The following is a 19,712-nucleotide window of genomic DNA, read 5'->3' as shown; positions in this document are numbered from 1 at the left end:
ATATTGACTCTCCGACAAACCCGGTACGGTTCAATGTGAGTGAACCCATCATTTGGCCACCAAGAGCAATTTGAGCATTCAATCGATCTTGGTGATACTTATCTTCAATATCCTGAGCATTCTGAGCATATTCGGCAGCGATCTGATTGCGTTGGTCCTGAGCAGCTTGAATGATAGCTGTTTTCCGGTTTTCGAAGTCCTGTTGCTTGATGAGTCCTGCTTCCATGTGTGCATTTAGAACATCTAAACCATTTTTTTCATCAAGATCAGTAGCAGCAAATTGACTATCTGCTAAATCATTTGCAGCATTTAAACGGCTAAATCGTTCCTGATCCTGTCTGAAAAATTCTCCGGTACCATTCATATCCGCTTGGATACCACCCCAGTTTTGAACAGCATTATTCACTTTATCGCGTGTCTCTTTATCCTGATTGGCTTTAGATAATGCGATTAGCTTTTGCCGCTCTTCTATAGAAAGCTTGGTATTCTTAAGAATTTCCTCCCGTTCGAGTCTGTAACGTTCCTGCATGGCTTGCGTTTCAGAAAGCAGAGATAAACGGGCTTGAAACAACCGCTGTTCCTGAGCTAGTTTTAATAACCCTAACTCTTGCTGTTTTTGCTGTTCCAGCAATTCAACAGCTTGCTTCTGCTCAAACTTACTTAATTCAAGGTCATGAGCTGCATTGAACTTTTTACGGTTAAAGGACTCTTCTAGTAACTGTTCCTCGGTTTTCTGGAACTCCTTATAGTCTTCCAATTTCGTTCTAAGGGCTTGTTTGGCTATAGCAATATCATTATCTGCACGACGATTTATTTCCGCCTTTATTTCTGCAGTACGTTCCGGGCTAAAGTTTGCTTTATCAACATCCTCCAGTCTTGCCTTTCTATTATTGTTAATCCGTCCGACTTCACTAGCCACCTCATTTTCAAGTGACCGTTGCAAATCCTGTTGACGTTCAAGTTGAGATTGAATATCACCAGCTGCTTTATCACTTCCTTTACTTGCACCACCTTTCACCTTGCTCTGCATCTTGGGAGATTGATGTAGAAGCTTAAGAGACACTCCATCCTCAAAGATCACTTCACTGACATAACCACCTCCCTTGCTGTCATACCATGTCTTGATATCTTTCACAGCAACATTGGTCGTGATTGGTGTTCCTTCAGGCATTGAAAAATCAATACCTTTATGAAATGAAGAAGCCCCTTTAGTTGGGGCTTTTCGTGGACCATAATTAGAACTGATCTTGTAGGAAGTTAAAGGTTTTCCTCCCGCCTGTAATCGAGCCAGATGTTCATTAGAAACTTTCTGACCTGACAATGAGCCACCATATCGGACGTCAAGATGTGGACCAGTACCAATACCGGATTGACCGGAAATACCGACCAAGCGTTTAGTAAGTTTTGCTTGTTTTTCAATTTCCTGCGTCTGCTTTCTTTTAGCTTCAGTTAATTTATCTTCTCGCTCCTGTTGTTCTTCGATGATCTTGAGATTTCTAAGTGCGCTATCAATTTCATCTTTAGACAAAATTGCACTCATTCCTTTAGCTTTTTGCAGTTCTAAAATGGCATTAGCTTGAGCAACAGTGTAACCTTTATCAAGCCAACCTGATTTATAGATTGAATCAATAACGCTATCTTTTTGCTTGGCTTGATAATCTTGCAAAGCCTTAGTTGCCTTTTCTGCTTCAGTAGCAGTATTTCCTAAAGCATCCGCTTGTTTTTGATGCTGAATTGCCGCATTTTGTGCTTCATTACCTCCAAGTTTCACTTCAACTCTTAATAATTTAAGTTTCTCAGCTGATAAACTTGCTTTAGATGCATTGTCATCATACTGCGCAGCCTGTTTTTTCAGATTTTCATATAGATCTGTAGGCAACTTAATTTTATTTAGACGTTCAATGGCTTCTGTATAGCTGATAGTTCCAGTTCTCGCTTCTTGGGAAATTTTTTCAACCTCCCTATTTCCTCGTGCATAGTTCTCGATATCAATTAATGCAGACCCTACAGCACGCGATGATTTCTCTAATGCTTTATTTTGTGCATTAAAAGCAGTAGTTAAATCATTAACTGCTTTAGCCTTATCATTGCCAGTTAATTTTTTTAACTCCTCATCAGCTTTCTCAGCAACTTTAGCTTGTTCAGCAAGCTTTTGCTTTGCCTCCTCTGCCTTATTATTAAAATAAGAATAGGCTGCCGCTAATCCCATTACTCCTAATGTTGCAACTCCAGCCCACCCACCAATTAATCCAAACGCCCCTTTAGCTAGTCTCCCTGCAATTGAAGTTGCAGTATTTAGCTTAATTTGAGCTGCTGTTTGTGCATTTGTAGCAGCAGTTACTGCTGCCTGTGCTTGTGCGTATCGAGTTGCTGCCGCTGTTGCGCCAAATTTAGCTTGGGTTTCTGCATTTGTTGCTCGCACATTCGCGAGATGAGCTTTTGCTGCATTCAAAGCAGCGGTAGCTTCTGCATATTCTGCTTGAGCATTTAATACAGATGCTTGGCGGCTCGCTAAAGTTGAAGCCATTCCCTCTTTAATAGCAGCGCTCTTCATCAAAATTGCACGAGTGATATATCCAATACCAACTACTAAAGCCCCATCAGCAATTAAATCTAAATTACTTGCAAGAGTTTGAACTGATCCAGCTAATACCTGTGCCGCACCACTTCCCTTACCTGCTTCGCCAACAAATTTTGTGATCTCGTTGTTTAGGAGTGTGAGAGACTGCCCGATTGTGATATCTGTTTTAGCAAAAAGAGCATCAACATCAGATTCTACATTTCTAAGCGCTTTTACAATTTCTTGTGAAGTAATTTTTCCTTCAGCTGCTACTGAACGTAATTCACCTACAGTAATACCCATACCTTTAGCAATAGCCTTTGCTAGTGCTGGGGTTTGCTCCATTACAGAATTAAGTTCTTCTCCACGCAACGTTCCACTAGCCAAGGCCTGCCCGAACTGAACTAAAGCTGCATCAGCAGCTTCTGCGCTTGCACCACTAATTGCTACAGCTTTAGAAACTGTTTCAGTTAAACGTGCTGTGTCATCCATTGTGAGGTTTAAAGTTTTGGCATTATCACTAAAACGCTGGTAAACCTGTAACACAGAATCCCAAGCTGAATAGGTTTTTTGAGCAATTCGGAAAGTGTCTTCCGTTGCTTTATTTAGTTCAACTTGATTGTTAGTGACTAACTTAAGGCGATTTTGTAATCCAGTATATGTATCCATCTTTGAAATGGCTGAACCTACTGTTAATAAACCAGCCATGTGTCCAGCTAAAGCTCTGGTGGCTACAGACAAGCTGTCCATAGACTTAGATGCAAATTCACCTTTACGTTCAATGCTAACAAGTTCATTGCCTAGATTACGCGCATTACGTTCAGCATTTTGCGAATCAATAACAATGACCAAACGGGATTCTTGTGCCATTTTACTTTCCTCTAGGCAATAAAAAACCCACTCAATGAGTGGGTAGTTCTTTTTAAGTTAAATATAATTACCAAGCAGGGTAGTTAAACCAATTTTAAAAAGCATCCTAGGGTGCTTATGCAAGATATTATTTATTCTCATGGTAACGAAGAATACTAGCTACTTTTTGAAATAAGTAGCCTGCAAGGAATCCATTAAATATAATTCCGATTCCTGTTGCTATCATAACTCCAGACCAAACCGTTTCTTTACCATAGTAAGAAGCTACTTCAATTCGACCAAATGCAAGAATAAATAAAAAACCTGCGATAAAGCCAAGAGCTATTAACACCCACCCGATAGCATTACAAACTTCACTTTCTCTCATTGGTTTATATTGTGGTGCACTCATCTTAATCTACCTTGTTAAAGTTCTTCAAAACTTTGTAAGTAATATCTTGATTAGTGGCATCAATTACTTCCAATAAAGCACCTTTATAACCTATTTGCTTAGATTGGCTTAAATCATATTCAACATCATTATTGAATGCAGGACGTGCTTGATTACTTGAGAATTCACGGTACCCGACATTAATTTTATTTCCAAATTTTCCACTATAAATTAATGTTTGTTGGAAGGAATTATCTGATGCAATTGCTACTGTCTTCATAGTAGCTTGATGTTTATCAGTACAGTTTTTTGCATTAAATACTGTTACTACACAGAGCTTACCTTCAGTATCTAACATAACTACTTTAAATGGGTCAGCTAAAGGGTTTTTCTGAACCATCCCCCCACCACTGACAGTGTTGAATGGCTGAAAATATTGCCCTTTTTCATTTTTGCCTGTTTTTAAGTAAATGCCTGAAGTAAGTGAATAAGCAAAACTAATTTTAATATTTTCAGGGACGTTTAGAACTTCACGATCAACCACCATTCCCTGTTCAAGCATTTGATCCCCTACAAATGCTTTATTAACTGATCCAATTGGCGGTTTGCTTATATTTTTAGGTATAGCTTGATAATTATAGGCTGGAGTAGCGCACCCCACCAACCCAAGACCAATTAAACCCGCAGCCAATATTTTTTTCATGAATTTCACCGTTTGTTATAAAGTGTACTAACTTTAACAAACTGGTTACTAAATGTCACATAAAGGAAAACCACCCGAAGGTGGTTTCTATCAAATAAAACTAACTAAGCTATTTCACAATTGGTTTGATGCCATGAATGGTTATTTCCATATGAAAAACTAATTTCACTTGGTACTAAAGTTCGTTCCTGATGATTTAATGACTCAATCATACTTCTTAGTTTGCCATCACCTTGAACATGCTCTTTATATAATGCACGAAGTAATAGCTCAGTAGGTTTACCAATTAAACCGCGATCAGCTTCCCAATGTCTAATACTAGTCTCACTGACTCCTAAAAGCCCAGCAAGATTCTTCTGTGACAAGTTTAGTTCTTTACGTAAAAAACGAATTTCCTCACCATTCAAGTCAGGCTTTTGCGTAATTAAGAACAACCCAATGGCATTATGAAGCTCATGAACAGATTCAATAGATACGAGTTCACCATAGTCTTCATCATTTTCAATTGTAAATCCATTGCGCAGCCAAATATTGCTCAGACCGCATTCTTCATAGTGATACATAATTTAGCCTACTCTCTAAATGTAGTGACTACTACTGAGAATTCACCGTTCTCGCTCTGCTTGATTGCAACAGCTGTTGTTATGTATTCGCCTGCAGTGCGAACAGAAACATTTAACTGGCAATCACCACGAGTATTTGGGTACGGCCCCTCAGTAATATCTCCATGCTCAAAACAGCAAATAATTTGCTTCATAGAGATACAGCGTTCTTTCATTCTTTCTTTTGCATGTGCAGTTAACTTGATTTTGCTAGTATCTCTAGCAAATGCTCTAAGTTTTTGTTTAGCTTCAGTTAATGTTAAACACATACAAGCAAACACCAAGGTTCTTGGAAAGAGTAAAAGAATGCTGAACCGTCAAATATTGACGGTAAGGTGATTATTCATCATTTGATAATCACGCGCAACACCTTAAAGGTAATTTTCTGTCAATCCAGATCAAGTATTTTGTAACATCGACTGCGTTATTTTGAGTCGCGTTTAAGAGCAACTGCTTAATTGTTTGACGTTTTGACCAAATTAGGCTTTTCAGTCCCTGGCAATACCTAATTTGGTCACTTACCTTTGCTTTTGGTTGATATCTTCTTATGGCACTCCTCCAAAAACAAATTATCCAACGCAAAAATACAGTCATTAAAAATATGAGCAGCCACTGGCAAATCATTATGCTCAGCATAGACATTGATAGCCTGCTGATCTAAAGATAACGGTATGCTTTGCTCATAACGTCTGGATCGACATATAGTGCTAAATGCCGAAAGAATTGAATCAGCCGCATACGAATATTCTGGCGGATCCGGAATACGGCCGCCTAAGAACTTGATTTGCTCGATTTCGTGCGGCGTTTTCGACGCATACGTTTTTTGGTATTTGTAGAGCTCCATGACTTTCCCAGAATTAAAGCCTTGTCCTTGTCTGCGTCTTCCTGAATCTTCTGGGCCTGTTCTTTAATGAATAGCCAGATTGAAATACCAATATCACCAAGATTAAGAAGCTTTGAGGCATTCTCAGGTGTATATGGCTTTTCGGACTCAACAGTTTTACCGTCTACGATTTCGGCAAATACCACACCTTTCCAGTCTTCGATTAAGTGGGCCGCGCATGCATCCATTAAAAGCTCGTGGTAAAGCTTGGCATCTTCATCTTTGACCATCACATCATAGCCTTTAGACGAGATCTGGTTTCCTGCCCGTTCAATAGCTACCTGAAAAGGCTTATAAGCGATACCACGGACTTTGAACTCAGCCTGTACATCGCCATCAGCACCCTTGTATTCACACCATTTTGATACGTCTGAGCTTTTAATAATTCCGACTTTTAAAGCCATAACAACCTCTAATTTTTAGAAATAAAAAAGCCCATGGGTTTCCATAGGCTTTGTTACTGAATAAGTTGATTACACAAGAGCACGTACAATCGTTGGACTGGTACGCACTTGGGCAAAATTGATATCTATTGTAATAATGTCATCGCCACCACCATCAGGGTGATTTGCTTCCTTAACTTCAAGTTGCGGGAAGTTAAACGAGTACTTACTGCCTTTGGTATCTGTAATATCGAAGGTCAATGTAAATACATCACGGGTTTTAATAGCATCAATCCAAGAAGCAGATGTTGCTGAAAACATGAAATTAGCATTTACGCCAATATCCATCATTTTCTCTAAGTAAAACTCAGGCGTGTACTTACCAGAACCGATACAACGGATCGCTTCCAGATTATTACTAAAGTTGATGGTAAGTGTCTGCAGACAAGCTTTACCCTGAATTGATTGACCATTAATAAGTAGCTTTTCAACATTTGGCATACTCACCAGAGGGCGAGTCGATGCTGGAATAGGATTTGTAACAGGATTAACCTGCTGTCGCGTAAATGAGCTACCTACTAAACCAAAGTTACCAGTGATTTTGCCTGTGGTCTGGATCGTCATTTCACCTGTATTCACTTGAATACCACGATAAATAAAGACTTGACCAATATCTTCAAAGACTTTTACCAAGGTAAGAGACTTACGTACTCCACCACCAAAACTTAAAGCATTTGCAGCCCAGTTATTGAAAGCGAGAACATTTAAGAATAAGTCAAAGGTACCTAGTGATAATTCAAACTCTAGTTGACCAGTTACTTCGGCTTCCGTTACAACAGCGCCTTGGCGAAAACGTGAATCAACTACTTCACTGCTATCTTCAGTAGTAACATTTTCAGTCAAACTATCAGTAACACGGCGAACGGTGTACCAGACTGGATTTGCAGGAGTTGTTCCTAAAACTGCTTCCTCACAAGCATATAATCGAATTTTTGCGCCTGAACTCATTTATGGTTCTCCAAAATTTAGGCAATAAAAAACCCGCTGTTTAAGCGGGTTATTAAAGTGTTTCGTCTGTTTCTGAGATTTCTGGCGGTTCCACGCCATTCATGGCTGCAGCAACTGCCTGAGATAAGTTAGTCGGCTGGAAATCCACTGGTGTTTCACTCAACGGCTCTTCAGGCTCTGGTTCAGGTTCTTCATGCAGACGGATATCAATCCAGCGGCCTTCTGGAATATCAAGTGGATTTTCGAGATCAGCTACAATGGCTGCCTTTTCCACATCAAACTTACGTTTATAAGTTTTAATAGAAAGATCACCATTTTCTAAGGTTGAATATTCAACTGCTACTACCGTATTACCGTTGGCATCCTTAGGTACTTCGATATACCAACCTTCCTGTGCAAAGCCTAAAGAGCCCTTAATCAGATAGTCACCAGTGCCTAATTTGTCAAAAGTGATCGGTTGCTTGGCAGCATCGTTATTTAGCTCAATATGACTTTGGAAAAGCTTAACGACTGGTGAAGCGGCTTTAATAAAACCATTTCCATCAGTTGTAGTATTTTGTGCAGTCAATAAATTAAACCAATTAGACCAAGTACCACTATTATTAAATCGATACTTCAGGGCAGAATATGAGGCAGCTTTCCCAAGCTGAAATGAATGACTTCCATTTGTATATAAACCCATTGAGCGTCGGGTACAGTGTAAAAAGAAACCATAAGGACCAATACTATTACCAGTATCATTTGTTAAAGTGTCATCTGTTCGAAAAAAACCATTATTAAGAGGAGCAACCATATCAGATACACGAGAACCTTCAGCCCCTATCCCCCAATCACCGACTCTTAGTGCTCGTCCCGGCGTAGGATCATATTGACTTGTTGTTGACGCTAGTACAGCAGCAGTTCCTAACCCCAAATTCATTCTAGCTGTCTGTGCATTATCAGCTCCTAATCCTCCCTGAGAAATTGATAAAGGGGTTGTAAGTCCCTTAAGCTCACTAATATCACTATTTACCCCACTTGCAGCTGCGCCTAGGTTAGCTCGTGCACCAGCCGCTGTAGTTGCCCCCGTTCCACCTTGAGAGATAGCTGCAGTACCAACTACTTGAGAAAAGTTGGGTGCCAGATTGGGAATACCTGACGCAAATGGCAACATAAACTGCCGCTTGCCCTGTGAGGCGTTATATGGGAATGGCCGATGATCCCAACTAAATTTAAAAACAAGATTTGCCATTATGCTGTTACTCCGTCAATCACTTGGAAAGTCAAAGTTTCAGTGTGCTGTGTAGTGCCACTAACTACAGCTTTAATATCCATCTGACACAGCCCTAAAGGCCAAGTTGCAGTGCTTGCACTAGATTTAATGTTCAGCCACCCTTTCTGTGTGCTTTGGCTTAATGCAGTACAAGTTAATGTGGCCACAGTAGCACCATCAGCCAGAGCTTTAACCTGTGAAGTGAAGGTATAACCTGTAAGATCAATTGCACGGCGCACATCATCTGGTGGATATTGCAGGGCTTCATCCATATCAACTAGCTGAAGATTTAAGTTGAAAGTGTCACCACGCTTAAATACAAAATTGCTCATAAGTGATTCCTATAGACATAAAAAAACCACCGATGAGGTGGTAGTGATTAAGACATAAAGTACCTCTCAAAATGGAGGTCTCATAATTCAAATTAATTAATATCTAGGTTTATATCTCTTGTTTCCTCCACTCGTAATACAGTAGTGCCCACCTCTAGGACCCACGCAATAATCCACCACAGCACATGAACAATCACTATCGTAGTAGGTTTTTTTCTGTTTTCTTTCAGAATGATGAGGATGAGATTTTAAGGCCTGATAATTATTTGACGTGGTTGATCGAGACTTTTGTTTAAAACAGCCATCCGTTTCACATAATAGCTTTGTTGATAACCACTGAGGTGATGAGGAATTTAAGGAAATACATGCCCAGTTTCCTTTCATCTCATAAATATCAACTTTTTCCCCACGTCCTAACTTTCCTACTACTTGACCGTTTGGTTTATCTCTAATATTTAAAGAATTAGTGTTGATATATTTTGATTCGATAACTTCCTCTACTGCACTCTGCGCATTTTCTGAGTCTGAAGTTTGTTTTGGAGAGTTATCATTGCCTGAACCAAAAATCCCTAAAGCTACTAATCCTGCGGCACCCCAGCCTAAAGTTGATTTTTTCATGTTTTACCATTTGTTATAAATTTCCATTACTGTAACAGAATGTAATCACAAATGATAATATGCTGAGGTCATTAAAAATAATCGCCTTGCAGTAGCTTTTTCTTGAACTCAAAGCTCATTATCTAAATCGACACTTACTCCAGTAACAACGTTATGTTTAGGCCCTCCGAGACTAACAACATTAGCCAAGCGTATATTCACATCAGAAACACATAGCTTGTTTTCAGATTGCCATTTGCTCAACTCAACAGACATAACATCTTCAAGATGCCGTTCCAGTTCTTGCCGTTTAATTTCGATTTCTTCTAAAGTCAGCATACATGACATATCAATTCACCTTGTACCCAATGCTCACATTATACTGAATGAAATCAGCATCTTTACCCGCATAAATAGATTGGCCATTCAAACATTCTAAGTGTTCGATTGTGAAATATTCAAAATGAGCAAGTAATGCATCACTCAATTTTGTGATTTCAATTATTCCTGAATTGGGACGTGCAAAGCATTGAATCATGATATTACCGGTACGGCGAGTACATGGCTTATCTGCAATGCCAGAATTAAAACTGGGACCACCTGCAATCGTTAAGCGGCACCAAACACCATCTTTAGGTACATTAAAGCCTGGAGCATTTGGATACTGTATTCTGTCCTGCGCAATACCAGTAAAGCTTTGCATACGATCAATAATAGCTTGCCTTGTTTGCTCTAAAGTCATTGCCATCTTAACCACCGTACTTTTGAGAAATAAAGTTAAACGTGAGGCCATAAATACCTTGTGGTGCTTGATCAGACCAGCCGTTTTCTAAGCGGGGTGCATAAGCTTTATTGTTCTGGATATAAACCAAATTGCCCAATTTAATCTTTACAGCTTGAATTGCTGCATCTTGAATTGGGTTTGTTTCAGGTTCACGCACGCCGAAATCAGCAGATCCAATCGAAACAATATGTGAAGCACGGTATGCTCCAGTATCAACAGGACTTAAATTAACTAAGGATTGCACGGTATCCATGACAATATTCTTTACATGTGCTTCTGCTGCTTTAGACACATCAAGACTAAAACTAGTCGGCTTTTTCCCCTTCCACCCCATGACTTTTAACCTCGCTTTCCTCATACATCTTAAAGAGATCCTGAGCGATCGCCTGAATTGAATAAGCTTCAAACTCAGAGCTCGGTTCTCGTTCACCCATGAGCTTTTTAATCTTTTGCCAGACATGAACAGCTTCATGTAAAAGCAATCCATACACTTCAATCTGATTTCTTTCTGAAGTATCACCAAGCTGAACAACTGCATATGCACCTTCGGAATAGAAATCAACCTGAGCTGCAGCCCCTTCAATAGACAAGAATTGATCGACCTTATTCATGTCCTCAAATAGCAAATCCATATGCAGTTGATTTCGAACTAATGTGTAATGCACATGCTGAAATGGTGAGATAAGCCACAAAGGAACGTAGTTTGTATTTACCATTCAAACTCCTAAATTGCGCCCATTAAAAAACCCACCGAAGTGGGTTTTAATTTATGCAACTGAGCACTTTTCTAATTTTAAAGACCAGTCTTCTCCAAATCTTCGATTAAGATAGTTAGTAATTTCTTCTTCGTATTTTGGAAATGTTGCCTCAGTTACTACTACAGCATTTCGACCACCTGTAACTCCATATCGGTCAAAGCCATTTTCAGCATCTCTAGAAGTTGTATTATTTGAAAGATAAACTTTTGCCTTACCATCTTTAATTAGACTAGCTTTGCCTCTTACATTTGGGCATTTCTTTTCTGGGATTTCAATGACGATTACATATGCTTGAGTTGCCATAATTTAATTACACCTTCTCAATTATGAAATCAACGCCAGTTGTCATTCCACCACTAAAACTATGGGCAGTTAACTTAGCAGACTCTTCATCATCTATTTGACCAAATTCTACAGCTTTTTCTTTTGAATCTGTTGTAGTAAGCAATCCCTCATTGTCTGGAATTAAATATTTACCAGAATCGGTTAACTTAACGATATACCCCATAATTTCCCCAAGAAAGTATTTTAAAAATAGGTATATAGCTTAAATCAACTAAATTAATCAATACAAGCTTATACCTTCCTCAACTGACATTTCCAAATAGTAGAAGCTGGATCCTGTTGAATATGAATTACCCGGAATGAGCCTAAGGCTGTTAACCACTCATCATCAATCTTTGGCTCTTTGGTAACTTCATTCTGCAGCACTGTAGCCTTTTTATCTGTGGCCAGTACTCCAAGCGTCTGAATCTCATATTGACTGTATGAGCCAAACAGAACGCCACGACCAGAATAGTTTTCTTTAACTTCGACATAAGTTTCAGTTTTAGGATCCCAATCTTTTCTTGAGATCCGGTCACAAGTAAATGAATGAACGGCGTCCGCTAAATCATCATTAAATGCTTCAGCAATATCTGCCTGAATTTCTTCACGTAAGCCCATTTAAATTTTCCTGACAAAAAATACAGCTTTTCGTTTGCTGTAAGGCTTAATCAAATCAAGAATGAATTGTTCGATTGCACTAAGCTTTACTGATCCGTCCTGATATTCCTTTTCGGTCTCAACCGTATCAGCTTTGACCTTCTTACGTTTTAGTGCCTGTTCCTGCCCTTGATATAGATCACCTTTCATAATGCCCTTGATGATTTGATAGGAGGCCGTTTTTAAAGGTTCAGGTACTTGGGTAGCATCTTCATAAGGCTTAACGTTACGTGCTAATAGATATGCTTCGGCCATTTGGAGGTATTGAGCCTTATCACTGGCAGATAAAGCATCAAAGCCTTCAACATGTTCTATCGCTTCTTGTTCAGTGATAAAGCTCATGAATTATTCCTTTGGAATTAATGCTAAAAGTTCATCTTTTTTAGCACCTGCTTCAAATGCAATGCCTTTTTCAGTTAGTACAGCTCGAAGCTCATCTACTTTTAGACCAGCATAGTTAATTGGTTGTGGTTGAGTATCACTTGGTTTTTGGTCATCTTCAGGTGTTTGACCACCTTCACCTGATTCAAGTTCAGCAATACGTGCTTTCATTGCTTCGGTATCATTTTGAAAGGCAATAAATTCGCCCTTTACTGTTGCCAGTTGTTCTTCGAGTTCAGCAATTTTTGTTTCTGTCATTTGTTGTCTTTCCCGTGCACGGTTAAATGATGAAAGTCCCATATGTGGATCTCCAAAAAGATAAGGCGGTGTTACCCGCCTTTTTGTTATTTGATCTTGTGCTTGAATGCCACAATACGGATCTGTTTAGGATCGTAGACACGTTCCCAGTTTGCGGCTGTTGCTAGACCAGCATTATTAGGTGCAATACCTGTATCACCTGCCCACTTAATGCCACGAGGATGCAATACAAAGTGACGGCGGTTAATAAGAATATCTGTACCTGCTAGGCTGTCTCGGTCAGTCTCTACACCAACTGGTGCACCAATATCTTGGAAACCAATCGCACCTTGGCCAAACAAGAAAGAGGTAAATACATCACCATCCACTGGCATACCGTCATCGACAATCACACGGCGATCCATAAAAGTTTTGTAAAGCACCACACCATCAGCATCACGCACAGTTTCAATTAAACCTTGCTTGGCTAGTGCTGCCATTGTGAATGAGTGCATTGAAATCGCTGTTAATTTATCAACAGCATCTCCCAATTTATAAGATGCATCGATAAATGAATGACCATCAATTACGGCTGCTGCTCCAGTACCAGCCGAAATGTCATGGGTATTACCTGCCATGCTTGCAGACCCAAATACACCTTTAAGTGTATTTACGGTAAACCCCTGAAATTCACGAGCCCAGTAATCTGCTACAAGATCAGCAATCGCACCCAATGGGTCATCACCAGATAATGCTTTAGATAAATCATTTGCACCCCAAGCCTTACCACGGGCATGCAAAATAGCAATATCTTTACCAGCCGTGATGTTATTTACCCCAAGAGCTTTACCATCTGAAAGTACTTCGGACTCACCGCTTAAATCATTCCAGAAAGGAATATTTACTGTGGTACCGCCTTCTGTACCAAAAGCGACTTTTTCATCAAGCTCCCCAACAATGCCTGACTGCCATAATGCAGACTTCTCGGCAGTCTTATTTAATACGTACGGAGTAAATAACTCAGGTACGATTACATCAGCAATTTTTGTCTCAGCCATTAGGCTTTACTCCTTAAAGTTTAATACCGTGTTTTGCCGCTAGCTCTTTAGCTAGTTGCGGGTTTTCATTTCGTAATTGCGCCAATTTGGTCATATTTACCGAGCCATCTGCTTTGAGAATGTCTGGCTGACCTTTTGAATTGTTGCTACCAGGTGCGCCCATGCCATTAGGTTTAGGCCAGTAATACGGTTTTTGCTCGCGTAGAGATTCAACCCATTCTTTTGGGGTCATCGGTGTTTGGCCGTCTTTACCAATGACTACTTCCCCGTTTTCATCAACTGCCACAGCTTTGCCGTTTTCATCTAATGCAAACTTTGACTGAGCTAAAAAGGCGATATCAGGGGTCGCTTCTGGCAATGCTTCAAGTTCAATTGCAGCCTGCACAATTTGGCTTTGAATTACTGATTGCTTGAACTTTTGAGCATAAGCTTCGGCTTTATCGGCACGTTCTTTTTCGGCCTTCAGTAACTTTTCATGCTCTTCACGCATCTTCTCGGTGCGCTTCTGAATCACTTCGTTAACCTTGCCTTCTGCGATTAATTTGGCCTCTTCATCCTGGTCAATTTGAGCAAAGACTTTCTTAACAATTTCAGGATCAATTCCTTCAAATTGTTTCTGAAGTTTTTGAAGTTCCAACTTTGCATTCTTAGCAGCATCTCGCTCGCTTTGAAGTGCAGATTTCAAACCTTTTGGATCTTCATAACCTTCTAAGTCGAGGCGAAACTTCCCGTTTTCCTCGACATATAAAGCTCGGTGTTCTTCTTTGATTGCATCAAGTGAATCAACAATAAATGGCAATGACATGTTCAAACCTCTCGTTTGATTGGGTAAAGACTTATCTCAAGGCATTAAAAAAGCGCCCCTAAGGACGCTAAATTTCGATTGAAAACTTAGTAATTTGTTGCAAATAAACGGTAGCCTTCTAGCTCCCAAAGTTTATTTTCAGCTGACTTTTCTGCATTTCCACGAGCCATACGCTCACCAATTTCAGCATCAAAGTTTTCAGCATTCACACATGCACTAAAACCCGTTGCTAGGAAAAACTTTCCATCTAAAAATGCATGGACAAAAGTAGATGTCGTGCCACCGGGGCGTTGCTCAACCGTATATGTAACACGCTCCATCAATGAATCAATTTGCGCTTTAGTTACTCGGGGTGCCACAGACTTTTCAGCTAACTCTTGCTCTGTTACTTCTTTGATCATTTTCTTCTCACAAAAAAAGCACCCGAAGGTGCTAAGGTTAAAAATTAAGTTCTAATTGATGAGTGCAATCGCTTTTAATCTTTCAAAAGTAAAACCATAAATTGCCATGGCTCTTGAAATCTTAATTTGAAGAAATGGCACCAGAATTAATTTTGTGCTCAGAATATATTGAGCATCCGACATATTGATTTGCTTTTCAGACATTTGTAGTACCTTTCGCTACATTTGCTTTGTTTGAGTCGGCCTTGGTTCATCAGTCAGTAAGCGAACACCATGAGCACCATATGCTTCAAAAGTTACAGTAATTGTTGCAGGTCCATTTAAGGCATCAGAATTCATCTGTACTGCTCTTTGTCCAGCTAGTGGTTGTCCAGTTTCTTCATCACAAATAACCAGATAACCTTTCAAAGTAGGGTGACGCTTTAGCACTAAATGTCTTGACTCACTCATAAGCCCAACTCCTTAAAGGTTTGCTCATCCAACTTTCGAAGTTGGTCCAATGTATATAACCGCCCCTCTGGATCGAAGAACTTATCAAAATCAAATTTTCCTTCCTTATAGAGCTTGTAACGTTTCGGCCCCAACCATTCTCTTTGAAAGAAATCATCTGTCTTCTTGAAGAACTCTCTAAACGTAGTATTGGCATCTAGCTGCCCTATTAACTGGCTACGCTCTTCTTTCGGGATGTCTTTAACTCGACGTTCGTCCATAACAAATGGCCGTTCACCAACTAATTTCCCGTCTTTCTCTACAGGTACCAGAATACTTCGGCAATTAGGATGCAACGGCGGTACGCGCTTTGCCGGATCGTTAATCTCCCATACGGAACCATCAAGAGTTGCGCAAAGTTTTGAAGTTCTTCCGTCTAAAGTTGCTACCAGTCTTACGTATTCAAAGCCAATCTGGTTAAAGCTATTGAGATAAGCTTGATTGGCTACATGACTACGAACTGTTCTCACCGTACGGTCGATATCAGTCTTACTGCTACTTAGAAGCCCATCCTCATAATTAAGCCGCTTGGTGCCGCGAATGCGCTGAACTATTTCCTGATTTGTTTTACCTGAGTTGATACCATCCCGAATGGCATACTCAACTTTTTGGCGTGCAGTTTCAGCAATCTTAGAAAGCAGCTCATCAACCAGTGCTCCTCCCACCAACGGTACTTTTTTAGCTGCTGCATAAAGCTTTTCACCATTTGGCTTTTTGATCTTGCCGCCATATAGCTTCGCCGTATAATTGGCTTCATATACTGCCAAGGCAGTAGCAGAAACTGCGAAAGCTTCAGGTAATGCAGTATTTAGTCCTATAAACCACTGAGCAATCAGATCACGAATTTCTTTAAGATTAGTTGTAGTGTACTGTCCACTTGCTAGAGCCATCTTTTCAGAATCATTTAATTCATCAAGCAAATCCCGAAGCTTTGCCAACATTAATATTGACTCATCATTAAAGATTTTTAGTAGCTCATTAACAGATTGAGAAGACACCCGATATAAGTACGCCTGATGTTGGGTAAGTACTTCAATCAATGATTTATCTTCTTTTGAAGCCATACGTCACCTCTACAACGGCATACTGTCCCGTTCACCTTCAACCCGCTTCACTTCTTCCTGATAGTCGTGAGCTGGTAATTTACCTGTCATCAGGTATTCCCAATATGTGCGGAAAGAGTTCTTTCCGGCAATAGCACCTTCATAAAGTTGTTTGGCCAGATTGATATCGTATTGCTGAACGATAAATTCAGGTTCAACCGTAAATGCATATTTTGTTGAATCCAGCTTTAACCACTGAGCTGCATATTTGATAGCTTGTTCAATAGCTGCAGCAGCACAAGTGACAATGCTATGTAGGCTTGCTTGTTGGTCATCCTGACGCGCACGTCGTGCTTCACCTGATTCTTGTGAGTTGGTATCAATCACCTTTGCTCCAGCTTCTAATGCCGAATTCTTTTGAGCATCCATTTCCTTTTTAGTGAGTTCAATGCCACTACCTGAAATTTCGAGATAACCACACTGAGATTCACTAGGAAGGCTCCAGACAGCCATCACACCAGTAACGCTAATATCTTCATCACCCTCAAGTCCATTAATCCAAGGCTGCGGATGAGCTGTATGGTGAAGTGACTGGTAATAATCCGCACTTAGCTGGTAATACTTGAGTGCTGCCTTGGCCATGGTAAGCAATGGTACCGTTCCAACTTGTGGAGAATTATCGGTCGTTCCACAGAAAACAAACGGCGTGAAAGATAGCTGATTACCGCCGAGATCTGGCGTTTTATCTTCTTCAACAGAGCCATCAAATAACCGTACAGTTAGCGCACCATCAACCATAGATAAAACACGGTGAACCGTCTTTGTATCATGCCCAAACTCATCTTCACTATTTTCGAATTGTTCCTCGAGCACTAACAGCTTTAGATCCTTACGGCCACCAATGCTGTTTTCCTTCCAGTTAATGATTGATAGCGCATCATATAGAGCGAAATATGGCACACCAGCCCCATCAACATCGACAAGCAAACCACAGCGCCCAAACTCTAGCAACTCTGAACAAATGCGAATAAAGAGCTGTTTAAGCCCAAAACCATCATTGGTTGCATTCTCTATCAAACCCTTTAACAGAGAACTTTCAATTACGATGTTAGGTTCCAGCTTTGAAACTAAACCAATCATCGTGCGTAATGCGTCCTGAACCCATAGCGGATACTGAGCTCGACTTAGATAGGCCTTATAAATCTCTCCAGTCGTATCACCTTGCTTTTCAGCCTCAATCATTCCGGCCGATTTAGCTAGGTACTTTGTTTGTGCCTGTTTGATCTGCTCTTCACCAGCAACGGCGTCCCGCATAATCTCCCAGCTTTTTTGTGCAGCAATATACTGCGGATGTTTATCAGTAACTGCCATAAAAACACCAATAAAAAAGCACCTGAGAAGGTGCATTGATTAACGAGAAAAACCAGCGATTGCGCGCCGTTTAAATATTTTCTGAATGATGACTGGGAATCTCTTAGCTATTGGATATCCACCAGCGTCCCCAACGTGGTCCAAACCAGCGCTTTTATCTGGCATTCCAAAATCATCATAGACTTGCTGTTCTAAAGTAGCCGTAAAGTTAGGACACTTGTTTGTGTTCACTTTTAAGTGTCGTTCACCCTCAGCATTCAGAATTTGTGCATTAACTGCAGTGATACGATCTTTAATACCGGGATTCACACCATTAACTTCAACTTTGAATCCATTTTTCTTTAAGATTGCATGATCAGATTCACTGAAGTTCTTTGATGATGTTGCCTGACCTGAAGCATCTGGAATCACAGTAATATCGTGATCTGGAAAGCGCTCATTAATCAGTTGACACATCGTCGGTGTATCTCTCACGCCAACCAGTTCATCTAAAGCTCTTGGCTTCCCTTCTCTAATGACATAAACCACAGCAGCCATTTTAAGCACGTTAAAATCCATACCAATGAGTAAAGGCTCACCTTTCTTAATTTCTTCATCCGTGTGGTTTAGAACTCGATCAAAGTCGGGGTAAACAGCACCACTGGTTAAATTGACAAACTGCCCTCTTAAATAAGCTGAAATTAATTGCGGCGGATAAGACTCATAAAGTGATGATATGTAGTCATCTGGAAGATTAGCTTCATTGTCATAAGTTGAAGCTTGAATCATTCCATAGAGCTTACGCTTAGCCTCTGATTTATTTGCCTCTTTAACAAATTGCTCGTATGTAAACTTAAAACCTTCTGGTGTTGTGGCCACATCAATACCGTTGAGCAAACCAGCTTGCTTATAACGCATACGAGCGATGATCTTACGCCAAGCCTGTTGAGCTTTGACCTTGGCCATAACATCAAGCTCATCAATCAAGGCGTGGCCAATTTTAAAACCTACAATGGTTGCTGGTTTCTCCATAGACCGGCAAATGATTGTAGTTCGATATTGCCGACCATAATAGATATCCACCTCTTTATTGGTTTCATAAACCTTAGTTTTAAGCCCCCAATCGAAAGCAACCTCTTCAATAGTTGGAAAGAAAATGTCGCGAATCTGCGGGTAAGTTGGAGCAAAATAACCCAAAGGTACTTTTGGGAATTCCCAAGCTTTGTTGCATAAACTGGAGCATCCAACCCAAGTCTTTCCCGATCCAAAGCCAGCGACAAATGCGCGGAACTTCTTTTCCATCTGCAAAAAATTAGCCTGAGGTACATTCAGTGTCGGATTGATGTTCGGCATCTTTTTTACTCGCATCTACAACTTGAATAGTTACCTTGACTGGTGTTGGATCTTCATCACCTTCACCCTCTCTTAACTTTTCAATCTCAAGTTGCTTTAACTCAAGATTTAAAAGCATGAGGTCATAACCCTGCATTTCTTCCCTAACCTGTTTAATAACCCCTTGCTTCATAAGCCTGTTGTTCTTCCAGTCTTCATAGATCTTCTGAAGTTCTTTAAGCCGATAGGCTTTATTAGCTAAAGGGATGTCATAAACATTCTTTTTAAAGTCCTCTCGGGTTTTATGAAAAAGGTCTTTATATTTCTTACTTAAATTCTTTCCTGCCGCTTTTGTCGGGTCATAAAGTTGTACCTGTTTTCGATCAATCTCAATGTTAAATTCTTGCTTGACAGCATTAGCTACCTGTTGAGGGGTATCCATGCAGGCAAGCGCTTGAACAATAAATATTTTTACCTGTTCTTTAAGTGCAGCCATACCCCCACCTTTGTCTAGCTACGTCTAGCAAAGA

General features: G+C 40.2%; 27 protein-coding genes and 1 pseudogene. All 28 read right to left on the bottom strand.

The features are described from left to right. Nucleotides 1–7: 7 nt before the first annotated feature. Nucleotides 8–3,430: pseudogene (locus EG365_RS14040) on the bottom strand (tape measure protein); the annotation flags it as partial. Nucleotides 3,431–3,557: 127 nt separating this feature from the next. Further along, nucleotides 3,558–3,821: a hypothetical protein gene (locus EG365_RS14035; protein ID WP_001275792.1), complete on the bottom strand. Its 264-nt coding sequence runs from the start codon at nt 3,819–3,821 to the stop codon at nt 3,558–3,560. A gap of 1 nt (nt 3,822) precedes the next feature. Then, nucleotides 3,823–4,503 carry a hypothetical protein gene (locus EG365_RS14030; RefSeq protein WP_000721572.1) on the bottom strand — a complete coding sequence of 227 codons (681 nt, stop codon included), beginning with the start codon at nt 4,501–4,503 and terminating at the stop codon, nt 3,823–3,825. Nucleotides 4,504–4,607: 104 nt separating this feature from the next. Next, nucleotides 4,608–5,066, bottom strand: coding sequence for a helix-turn-helix domain-containing protein (locus EG365_RS14025; RefSeq protein WP_000274931.1), 459 nt, complete (start codon nt 5,064–5,066; stop codon nt 4,608–4,610). 8 nt (nt 5,067–5,074) lie between these two features. Next, nucleotides 5,075–5,374: a DUF4258 domain-containing protein gene (locus EG365_RS14020; protein ID WP_000335868.1), complete on the bottom strand. Its 300-nt coding sequence runs from the start codon at nt 5,372–5,374 to the stop codon at nt 5,075–5,077. Nucleotides 5,375–5,876: 502 nt separating this feature from the next. After that, entirely contained in the window at nt 5,877–6,392 is a 516-nt protein-coding gene (locus EG365_RS14010) for a hypothetical protein (protein WP_001185585.1), read from the bottom strand. 69 nt (nt 6,393–6,461) lie between these two features. After that, nucleotides 6,462–7,379 carry a phage tail tube protein gene (locus tag EG365_RS14005; RefSeq protein WP_000094278.1) on the bottom strand — a complete coding sequence of 306 codons (918 nt, stop codon included), beginning with the start codon at nt 7,377–7,379 and terminating at the stop codon, nt 6,462–6,464. Between the two features lie 52 nt (nt 7,380–7,431). Continuing rightward, on the bottom strand, nt 7,432–8,610 hold the full coding sequence (locus EG365_RS14000; RefSeq protein WP_000002408.1) for a hypothetical protein: 1,179 nt from the start codon (nt 8,608–8,610) through the stop codon (nt 7,432–7,434). Next, entirely contained in the window at nt 8,610–8,963 is a 354-nt protein-coding gene (locus EG365_RS13995; RefSeq protein ID WP_000064593.1) for a hypothetical protein, read from the bottom strand. Before EG365_RS13995 ends, EG365_RS14000 begins: the two co-directional genes overlap by 1 nt. A gap of 96 nt (nt 8,964–9,059) precedes the next feature. After that, a complete protein-coding gene (locus EG365_RS13990; protein WP_000749907.1) occupies nt 9,060–9,581 on the bottom strand; it encodes an SH3 domain-containing protein in 522 nt (173 codons plus the stop codon). 108 nt (nt 9,582–9,689) lie between these two features. Further along, nucleotides 9,690–9,908, bottom strand: a complete 219-nt coding sequence (locus EG365_RS13985) for a hypothetical protein (protein WP_001277696.1) — start codon at nt 9,906–9,908, stop codon at nt 9,690–9,692. Between the two features lies 1 nt (nt 9,909). Next, nucleotides 9,910–10,308 (bottom strand): phage tail terminator-like protein, encoded by a 399-nt coding sequence (locus tag EG365_RS13980; protein ID WP_001251864.1) that lies wholly within the window; start codon nt 10,306–10,308, stop codon nt 9,910–9,912. Nucleotide 10,309: 1 nt separating this feature from the next. Further along, nucleotides 10,310–10,678, bottom strand: coding sequence for a hypothetical protein (locus EG365_RS13975; RefSeq protein WP_000539749.1), 369 nt, complete (start codon nt 10,676–10,678; stop codon nt 10,310–10,312). Next, complete coding sequence (locus EG365_RS13970; RefSeq protein WP_000248411.1) at nt 10,650–11,060, bottom strand: hypothetical protein; 411 nt, start codon at nt 11,058–11,060, stop codon at nt 10,650–10,652. The genes EG365_RS13975 and EG365_RS13970 overlap by 29 nt, the downstream gene beginning before the upstream one ends. Nucleotides 11,061–11,111: 51 nt before the next feature. Next, nucleotides 11,112–11,405 (bottom strand): hypothetical protein, encoded by a 294-nt coding sequence (locus EG365_RS13965; protein ID WP_000235282.1) that lies wholly within the window; start codon nt 11,403–11,405, stop codon nt 11,112–11,114. Nucleotides 11,406–11,412: 7 nt separating this feature from the next. After that, nucleotides 11,413–11,610: a hypothetical protein gene (locus EG365_RS13960; RefSeq protein ID WP_000540685.1), complete on the bottom strand. Its 198-nt coding sequence runs from the start codon at nt 11,608–11,610 to the stop codon at nt 11,413–11,415. 68 nt (nt 11,611–11,678) lie between these two features. Further along, the gene (locus EG365_RS13955) at nt 11,679–12,047 is read right to left on the bottom strand and encodes a hypothetical protein (protein WP_000524257.1); all 369 of its coding nucleotides are present in this window, start codon (nt 12,045–12,047) and stop codon (nt 11,679–11,681) included. Beyond that, the gene (locus EG365_RS13950; protein ID WP_000008459.1) at nt 12,048–12,428 is read right to left on the bottom strand and encodes a hypothetical protein; all 381 of its coding nucleotides are present in this window, start codon (nt 12,426–12,428) and stop codon (nt 12,048–12,050) included. It abuts the gene before it with no gap. Between the two features lie 3 nt (nt 12,429–12,431). Then, nucleotides 12,432–12,767, bottom strand: coding sequence for a HeH/LEM domain-containing protein (locus EG365_RS13945; protein ID WP_000524488.1), 336 nt, complete (start codon nt 12,765–12,767; stop codon nt 12,432–12,434). Between the two features lie 44 nt (nt 12,768–12,811). Beyond that, nucleotides 12,812–13,762: a major capsid protein gene (locus EG365_RS13940; RefSeq protein WP_000852265.1), complete on the bottom strand. Its 951-nt coding sequence runs from the start codon at nt 13,760–13,762 to the stop codon at nt 12,812–12,814. A 13-nt stretch (nt 13,763–13,775) separates the two neighbouring features. Then, nucleotides 13,776–14,567 (bottom strand): hypothetical protein, encoded by a 792-nt coding sequence (locus tag EG365_RS13935; protein WP_000056390.1) that lies wholly within the window; start codon nt 14,565–14,567, stop codon nt 13,776–13,778. 86 nt (nt 14,568–14,653) lie between these two features. Further along, nucleotides 14,654–14,968 (bottom strand): Gp49 family protein, encoded by a 315-nt coding sequence (locus EG365_RS13930; RefSeq protein WP_000589038.1) that lies wholly within the window; start codon nt 14,966–14,968, stop codon nt 14,654–14,656. Nucleotides 14,969–15,019: 51 nt separating this feature from the next. Next, nucleotides 15,020–15,172, bottom strand: a complete 153-nt coding sequence (locus tag EG365_RS19330; RefSeq protein ID WP_001291451.1) for a hypothetical protein — start codon at nt 15,170–15,172, stop codon at nt 15,020–15,022. A gap of 15 nt (nt 15,173–15,187) precedes the next feature. Next, nucleotides 15,188–15,418, bottom strand: coding sequence for a hypothetical protein (locus tag EG365_RS13925; protein ID WP_000004550.1), 231 nt, complete (start codon nt 15,416–15,418; stop codon nt 15,188–15,190). Then, nucleotides 15,415–16,521, bottom strand: a complete 1,107-nt coding sequence (locus EG365_RS13920; RefSeq protein WP_000146970.1) for a minor capsid protein — start codon at nt 16,519–16,521, stop codon at nt 15,415–15,417. Before EG365_RS13920 ends, EG365_RS13925 begins: the two co-directional genes overlap by 4 nt. A gap of 9 nt (nt 16,522–16,530) precedes the next feature. After that, nucleotides 16,531–17,871 carry a DUF4055 domain-containing protein gene (locus tag EG365_RS13915; protein WP_000301495.1) on the bottom strand — a complete coding sequence of 447 codons (1,341 nt, stop codon included), beginning with the start codon at nt 17,869–17,871 and terminating at the stop codon, nt 16,531–16,533. 39 nt (nt 17,872–17,910) lie between these two features. Beyond that, on the bottom strand, nt 17,911–19,203 hold the full coding sequence (locus tag EG365_RS13910; RefSeq protein ID WP_001132930.1) for a terminase large subunit domain-containing protein: 1,293 nt from the start codon (nt 19,201–19,203) through the stop codon (nt 17,911–17,913). Next, complete coding sequence (locus EG365_RS13905) at nt 19,163–19,678, bottom strand: DUF2280 domain-containing protein (RefSeq protein ID WP_000729387.1); 516 nt, start codon at nt 19,676–19,678, stop codon at nt 19,163–19,165. The genes EG365_RS13910 and EG365_RS13905 overlap by 41 nt, the downstream gene beginning before the upstream one ends. Between the last annotated feature and the right edge of the window lie 34 nt (nt 19,679–19,712).

The sequence above is a fragment of the Acinetobacter sp. FDAARGOS_494 genome (genome assembly GCF_003812225.1).
Classification (GTDB): domain Bacteria; phylum Pseudomonadota; class Gammaproteobacteria; order Pseudomonadales; family Moraxellaceae; genus Acinetobacter; species Acinetobacter baumannii.
Note: the sequence above shows the minus strand (reverse complement) of the source record. Positions and strands in the feature narration are given on the sequence as shown.